Source organism: Rhizobacter sp. P3_B12 (assembly GCF_056402895.1).
Window position 1 is genome coordinate 1 of sequence record NZ_JBFUGN010000236.1, and the last position, 7,371, is coordinate 7,371.

Here is a 7,371-nt window from a genome sequence, read left to right on the forward strand (position 1 = left end):
CGCTGCTGGCGCTGCAGCAACCAGTCGTGCGCCTGCGGCACGGCCTCGCAATCGGCAGCCGCCTGCGCGCCGGCCAGCGTCATGCCGGGCCAGGCGCTGCGCAGGATGGTCTCGAAGCCGTCGCCGCGGCGGCTCGCCGCCACCGCCGCCTGCCACGACAGCACGCCGGGCGAGGCCTGGTCGCGGTGGTAGCGCACGGCAGCGCCGGCGACCACCAGGCCGTCGGTGAAGGCGGCCGCGGCGCGCGCTGCCTCGCTCGGCGGGTTCGGGCTGACGCGCTGCGTGCGGCTGTCGTCGGCGATCTGCCGGCAGGCCTCGGCCTGCGGCGCGTTCTGCAGCACGTAGCTGCGCGCGGCGATGGCCAGCGCTCGGGCAGCCTCGAGCTCGCTCGCGCGGCCTTCGCGGTCGACGACGCGGGCGACGTAATCCTCCAGCGGCAGGCGCGCCACGATCACCGGCCCCTCGCGTTCTTCACGCAACTGCAGCGCCGGCACCGCATCGACCGGCAGCTGCGTGCCGTTGCGGAACGCGATGCGGTGGCGGCCATTCAGCGGCCCGGCGGGGGCCTCGCTGCCGTCGGCGCGCAGCACTGCGCGGATCGGGTAGCGCTGGAAGAAGCGCACGTCGATGCACGGTTGTGCCGCCAGCGCGGCGGCGTCGGCACGCGGCGCGGCGAGCCCGTGGGCCGACCACTGCCGCGCGATCCACGCGGCCTGCGACTGCAATGCCGTGCGGCTGGTGCCGGCGGCGCCGAACCAGAACGGCGTGCCGTCGGCCAGCCAGCCGGCAGCACCGCCGGCGCGCTCGCCGTCGAGGCGCCACGACCAGGTCTTGTAGCGCGGGCCGCCGCCGAGCGCGGCCAGCACCGCGGTGTCGCGCGTGGCGAGCGGCAGCAGCGCCTGCCGTGCCGCGAGGCGCGACGGTGCCGGCACATGGCGCAGCGCCTGCAGCAGCTCGGGCAGCGCGACCTCGGTGCCGGGCTGCATCGCGTCCAGCCGCTGCAGCCAGGCGGGTGCCTGCTGCTCGCGCCAGAAGCGCGCCCAGTCGTCGGGCGACAGCGCCAGCCGCTTCGGTTCGAAATACGGGCCGCAGGAGCGCGCGAGCGCCTCGTCGCGCCCGACGGCGGCGCCGGGGTCGCAGCAGTAGTCGTCGTCGGGCAGCCGCTGCATTGCCTCGCAGCGGTAGGCCGGCTCCTGCACGCCGCGCGCTTCCAGGTAGCCGTGCACGAACAGCTTCCAGGTGCTGCCGAGCGGCGTGCGCGGCAGCGCGGCGAGCGGCTGCGCGCCCTCCCCGCTGCGCTGCAGCGCGATCGTCTCGTCGCCTTGCAGCCACGCCAGCCGGGTGGCGGGCGCCGCCTGCGCGCTGCAGGCAGCGAACAGGGCGATGGCGATCGGGAAGCGGCCGCGCATGTCGATCTCAGCGCACCTCGACGGTGGTCCAGGCACCGCTCTCGTCGACGCCCTTGGCCTCCGGCTGGTACATGCGGTGCACGCGCACCGGCGGCAGCTTGAACTGGCCGCGCTGCGCGAAGCGCACCAGGTGGCGCAGCGTCACCGTGCCGCCGGCCTCGAGCTTCTCGACCGGCACGGCATAGCCCTGCGGCGTCGGCTCGTGCCGCGCGCGTTCCAGCGGCTGCCCGCTCAGGTCCAGGCCCCAGGTGCTGGCCTCCACCGCGGCGCCGGGCGGCAGCGCCACCTCGAGCAGCGCCCAGCGCATCGCCTTCGGCGCACCGAGCGTGACCTGGTCCAGGTACAGCGCGTTGGTGTCCAGCGGCGTGCCGGGTTCGACCCGTTCCAGCGTGACGTTCATGCGCGCGTTGTCGGGCGAGGCTTGCTGCCCGGCCGGCTGCGACGCCRCCACTGGTTTCGCCTCCGTCACCACGCGCCACAGCGTGCGCTTGATGCTCACCGGCAGCGCCGGTGCCTGCGCCTCGCGGCTCTCGTAGCTGACGTAGGCCCAGGCCGCCTTGGCGCCGGCCGGCAGCGCGAGCGTCGCCGGCAGGGCGGCCCCGGCCGGCAGCGTCCACACCACATCGCCGCTGCTGCCGACGCTGCGCTGCCACGGTGCGGCCAGCGCCACGCCATCGGCCGCTGCATCCGGCTTGCGGCCGAGCGCGCGCTGCAGCCACAGCAAGGTCTGCGCGCGGTCGAAGGTCGGCATGTCGGCGCCCACCTGGCCCAGCAGCTCGCCGGCCTTCTCCGGGCCGCTGCGGCGCGTCGCCATCAGCAGCGACTGCACGAACGGCGACGTCGAGCCGCCCAGCCGCACCGCCGCCGCATCGGCCGCAGCGCGCTGGTCGGCCGCGACCGAACCCTTTGCTCGCTGCGCGGTGTCGGCCGCGAGCACCAGCGCGATGTCGCGCGAGCCGGCCACGTCGCCGTCCGTCATCACCCAGCTGCCGCGCTGCGCGTCGGCCGGCGCGGTGCCCGCCTCCTGCGCCAGCTGCTCGACCAGGCTCGCGTTCATCGCGCCCACCGGCAGCCCCATCTCCTGCATCCACGACAGCACCAACGCGCGCTGGATCGGCGGCAGCGCGCTGCCGTCCTTCGCGTACACGTCGAGCAGGCGCTGCCAATGCTCGTCGGGCAGGCTGGTGCGCAGCGCCTGCGTCGCACGCCAGTCGGCGTAATACGCATAGGCGGTCAGGAACGCGTCGTCACTCATGCCGCGGCCCCACCAGCCGAAGCGCGCCTGCGGGCCGGCCATCTGCGCAAGCGACAGCCGTGCCGTCGACAAGCGCTGCGTCAACTGAGGCGCCAGCGGCTGCTGCGCCGGCGACAGCGACTGCAGCGCGATCGACAGCGGCAGCATGCGGCTGGCCGTCTGCTCGACGCAGCCGTACGGAAAGTCGATCAGCTCCTCCATCCAGCGGTTGAAGGCGCCGGCCGCCGCGTCCTGCGCGAAGGCCACGCGCACGCGGGTCGCGTCCGGCGGCAGCTTCAGCGCGGCGCTGCCGCTGCTGATGTCGAGCGCCTGCTCGCGCGGTGCGCGCCAGGCCACCGGCAGGCGCTGCAGCGTGGTGTCGAGCTGGTCGACGACGCGGCCGTCCTGGCGCAGCAGCAGGCTGACGCCGGCCGCACCGATGCGGTCGGCCGCGATCGGCAGCGCGACGAAGTTGATGCCCGGCTGCACGCTCAGCGTGTCCTTGCGCTCGACGCCCGGGCCGCGCGCCTCCCATTCGATGCGCGCCGGCTTGCCGGTCTGGTTGAACAGCGCGATCGAGGCCTGCGCGCGGTCGCCCTCGCGCTGCCAGTCGGGGCTGGTCCACTTGGCGTAGAACGGCTTGTCCGAGCGCACCCAGCCGACCTGCTGGCCGACCGCGCCGCCGGCCTGCATCGCCCGGGCGGTGATGCGCCAGCGCGTCAGCGAATCGGGCATGCGGAACGTGAAACGCGCATGGCCGTCGGCGCCGGTCGCGAGCCGCGGCTCCCAGGCCGCCGTGTCGACGTTGTCGCGCCGCGGACGCTCCAGCACCTTGACCGCGCGCTGGTTCACCTGGCGCGACGACGGCAGCACGCCGAGCTTGCTGGTCGCGAGGTCGTAGCCGATGAAGGACAGGCTGGCGCTGGTGCGCACGTTGTTGCGCCGCGGGTGGTAGAAGAAATCCTCGATGGCCGGCGCGATCTCCGGCTGCAGCACGTAGATCATCTCGTCGACCACGCCGACCGCCACCTCGGCCGCCACCGGCTGGCCGTTGAGACGCGTGTCGATGTCGACGGTGACGGTGTCGCCCGGCGCATAGACCGGCTTGTCGGTGCGCACGCCGACCGCGACGCGCGGCTGCTCGACCATCAGCCCCTGGTTCTGGAACACGTAGTCGCCGTTCTTCACGTAGGCGACCGAGACGGTCATGTTCGGGCTCATCTCCTCGCGCACCGGCAGCGTCAGCTTCCATTGCGTGGGGCCGAGCCGCTCGCTCTTCACCCAGTCGGCCGGCTGGCCGAGCACGGCCGTCGCCTCGACGCGGTCGCGCTCCAGCGTCAGCAGCGCGTTGTCGACCGGCTCCGGAAAGCCGAGCAGCAGTTCGGCGGTGTCGCCGGCGCGGTAGGCGGCGCGGTTGAACACCATCGTGACGCTGCCAGCCGGTGCCTTCAGGCCGTCGCCGCTGACCCAGTGCGAGGTGGCCGCGACGATGCGGCCCTTGTCGTCGCGCAGCGTCACCGTGTAGGCGCCGGGCTGCGGGAAGCGCAGGCTCAGCGCATCGCCAGCCGGCATCGCACCCGATTCCTTCGCGCGGTTCTCGAGCCGCAGCCACTCCCAGCGCGCCGGGCGTGCGCCATCGGCCGCGGCCTGCGCACCGGCGCTGACCTTGAACGCCACCGCTTCGCCGGGCGTCGAGAACTGGCGTTCCGGCGTCAACTTGTACGAGCCGCTGCCGCGCTCGATCAGGATCTCCTTCGAGGCGCGCACGCGCCAGGCCGCGCCGTCGGTCGCGAGCGCCGTCAGCAGGTAGCGGCTCGGCTCGGTGGCCGGCGGCAGCGAGAAGCTCGCGACGCCGCTGCCGTCGGTCTGCAGCTCGTCCTGCGTCAGCTTGAGCGGGAACTGGCCGCTGTAGTCCAGCTCGCCCTCGACCATCGTCAGCTTCTGCGCGCGCGCCGTCAGGCTGACGCGGGCATGGGCCACCGGCTTGCCGTCCGGGTAGTTCAGCTGCAGCTTGCCGCCGATGCGGTCGCCGGTCGCGAAATCGGGCTTGTCGGCCAGCAGCGTGATCTCGAAATGCGGCTTCTGGTAGTCGGCGACGCGGAAGGCCGCGGTGTAGACGTCCTCGCCCATCGCCAGGCGCAGCTCGTAGCCGCCGGCCGCCGCGTTGTCGGGCAGCGCGAAGCGGGTGTCGGCCCCCTGCGTGCCGCTGAAGCGCAGCGACTGCGTCGCGATCACCTGGCCCGCCGGGTCGAGCGCCTGCAGCGCGAGCGGCCCGTCCTTCAGGCTCACCGACTCGCGGGCGCTGCGGAACTCGCGGCCGCTCACCTTCACCTGCACCCAGTCACCGGGGCGGTACAGCGGGCGGTCGGTGACGGCGTAGACCTTGGCCGCGTAGATCTCGCTGTCGTAGTAGAAGTTCTCGGAGATGAAGACGCCGCCGGCCGGGTCCTCGCCGAACACGTAGGTCTGCTCGGGCGCCTTGCGGTCCAGCCGCACCAGGCCCTGCGCATCGGCCGCACCGCTCTTCAGCACGCCGATGCCGTCGGTCCACACGACGCGCGTCTTCGGCACTGCGGCGCCGTTGCCGCGCTGCGCGGCCCACACCAGCATCTGCTCGCCGGAGACCTTGGTCAGCGCGACGGTGTCGCTGACGAACAGCAGCGTCGTCGCGCGGTGCCGGCCGGCGATCGCCTCGACCAGGTACAGGCCGGGCGCGCGCTTGCCGATCGGCACCCAGACGTTGCCCTGCGACGGGTTGATGAACTCGCTGCTGCTGCCGGCCAGCTTCAGGTCCTTCGGCGGCTCGATCGGCTTGGCGGCCTGCACCGGGTAGCGGAAGCGCTCGATCACCGCGAGGCCGGCGATCGGCTTGAACTGCGGCGGCTCCTCGAAGGTGGACGGCTTGGTCAGCGCCTTCGGCGTCTTCAGCTCCGGCGCCTGCGCGGTGACGGCCTGGCGCGCGTCGCTGGAGAACAGCTTCTGCCATGCGAGGCGCGACTTGACGGACCAGTTGTCCCACAGGTGCGTCAGCGTGTTCGACAGGCCCGGCTCGGCCGGCCGCGCATCGACCTGCACGCGGTGCAGGTTCTTCTGGCGCTGCAGGAAATCGAGCGGCTGCGGGATGCGGTAGACCAGCACGTCGACGCCGCCGGCCTGCTCCAGCATCTGCGGCGCGTTGACCTCGAGCCGCACCTTCGCGACCTCGGTGCTGCCGAAGGTCGCGTCCGACAGCAGGAAGAAGGGCTCGCCGGAGAACGGCGCCCAGGCATTCGGCAGCGGCATCGGCGAGGCCGGAGCCGCCGGCGCCACCGGGGGCAGTGCAAGCACGGCAGCGAGAGCGAGTGCGGGCCAGGAAATCTTGTGCAGGTGCTTCATGCGAGGAACGCCAGTCGATGGACGCCCGAGAAGTTGGGGTTGTCGTCGGAAGGCCGCCAGCGCGTGTCCTTCCATCCGAGGAGCTGGTCCGCGCGCACTGCGCGCAGGCCGTTGTCGTTGGCTTCGATGCGGCCGGTGTGGTACGCGATGTAGCGGCCCATCCAGACCATCAGGTGCTGCTCGTCGCCGAAGTCGTAGAACAGCAGGTCGCCGGCCACCGCCTGCGTCAGCTGGCGCGCGACCGGGCGGGTGTTCTCCTGCACCAGTTCGAGCGCGCCGACGAAGGCATCGCGCGTGCCGTCGGCACGGCGCCACGCATGGCGCAGGCCCTGGCTGCTGCCCGCCTCGAGGTCGGGCGGCAGCCGCGTGCCGAGCAGGCCGTTGGCGCGCTTCCACGCCAGGTCGTGCTCGCGCAGCGACTCGGCCACCGCGAAGCGCACCAGGCCGGCGCAGTCGCGGTGCGTCCAGCGCGGCGTCGGGCCGCGTTCGATCTGCGCATGGATCAGCAGCGTCATCCAGTCGCGGAAACGCTGCGACTGCTCGCGATCGAGCCGCGTCGGCACGGCATGGCCGGCGCTCGCGGCCAGGGCGCCGGCGAGCAGCAGGGCGCGCCGGGTCAGCATCGGGCGGTCCATCAGCGGGCTTTCGACGCCAGCGAGTGCCATTCGACCGCGACCCAGCCGTTCGCATCGGGCTGACCCTCGGCCACCGCACGCGACAGCGGCAGCTTCGCGAGCGCGTCGAGCCGCGGCACCAGCTGGCGCTCGGCCGCCTGGCGGAACAGCTCCTGCTCGGGCGGCAGCACCTCGAAGGCCTCGCGCCGGGCCAGCGTGGCCACCTGGCGCGGGTCGATCACGGCCAGCGTCGCGCGCCCGGGCGGCAGGCTGTCGGCCACGCTCGGGAAGCGCCGGGCCTGGGCGTCGAGCGCCTGGTCGACCAGCGCATCGTCGGGCGAGAACGTGATCCAGCGGCCCTGGCGCGCCAGGGTCGGCCGGTAGGTGCTGGCATCGCCATTGGCATGCGGGCCCCAGGGCGCCGCGACCTCGCGCTGCCAGCGGTTGCTGCCGGCCCGCGCCGGCGCCGACGCGATGTTGGCCTTGGTGGGCAGCAGCCAGCCGGTCAGCGCGTCGAGCGAAGCCGACGGGTCGGCGGCACCGTCCTTCAGCTGCGCGACGACCAGCGGCGTGTGGAACTGCGAGCGCGGGTACCAGCAGATCGCGRCCGGCCCCTCCAGCTGGTCGGCCAGCGCCGTCCAGCCGGCCGAGCCGGCCACCGCCCTGGCGCGCGCCCAGTCGGCGGGCAGCAGCGTGCAGGCGGCCGGGTTGGCCGGCACGGCCGACCACAGCGCGCGGT

Annotated in this window: 4 protein-coding genes; all 4 read right to left on the reverse strand. The window is 73.6% G+C overall.

Annotated features, from left to right (window positions below; translation table 11 throughout):
* Positions 1-1,409: DUF2300 domain-containing protein (locus AC1D01_RS14520; protein ID WP_477867348.1), on the reverse strand; the 1,409-nt coding region annotated here is incomplete at its 3' end.
* A gap of 7 nt (positions 1,410-1,416) precedes the next feature.
* Positions 1,417-5,970 carry an MG2 domain-containing protein gene (locus tag AC1D01_RS14525; RefSeq protein WP_477867350.1) on the reverse strand — a complete coding sequence of 1,518 codons (4,554 nt, stop codon included), beginning with the start codon at positions 5,968-5,970 and terminating at the stop codon, positions 1,417-1,419.
* Between the two features lie 44 nt (positions 5,971-6,014).
* Complete coding sequence (locus AC1D01_RS14530; RefSeq protein WP_477867352.1) at positions 6,015-6,641, reverse strand: DUF1175 family protein; 627 nt, start codon at positions 6,639-6,641, stop codon at positions 6,015-6,017.
* 11 nt (positions 6,642-6,652) lie between these two features.
* Positions 6,653-7,371: DUF2138 family protein (locus AC1D01_RS14535; RefSeq protein ID WP_477867354.1), on the reverse strand; the 719-nt coding region annotated here is incomplete at its 5' end.

What these genes read in the sequence shown, in the direction of transcription:
- AC1D01_RS14530 (WP_477867352.1), bottom strand. Translation starts at nt 6,641, where the DNA reads ATGCTGACCCGGCGCGCCCTGCTGCTCGCCGGCGCCCTGGCCGCGAGC.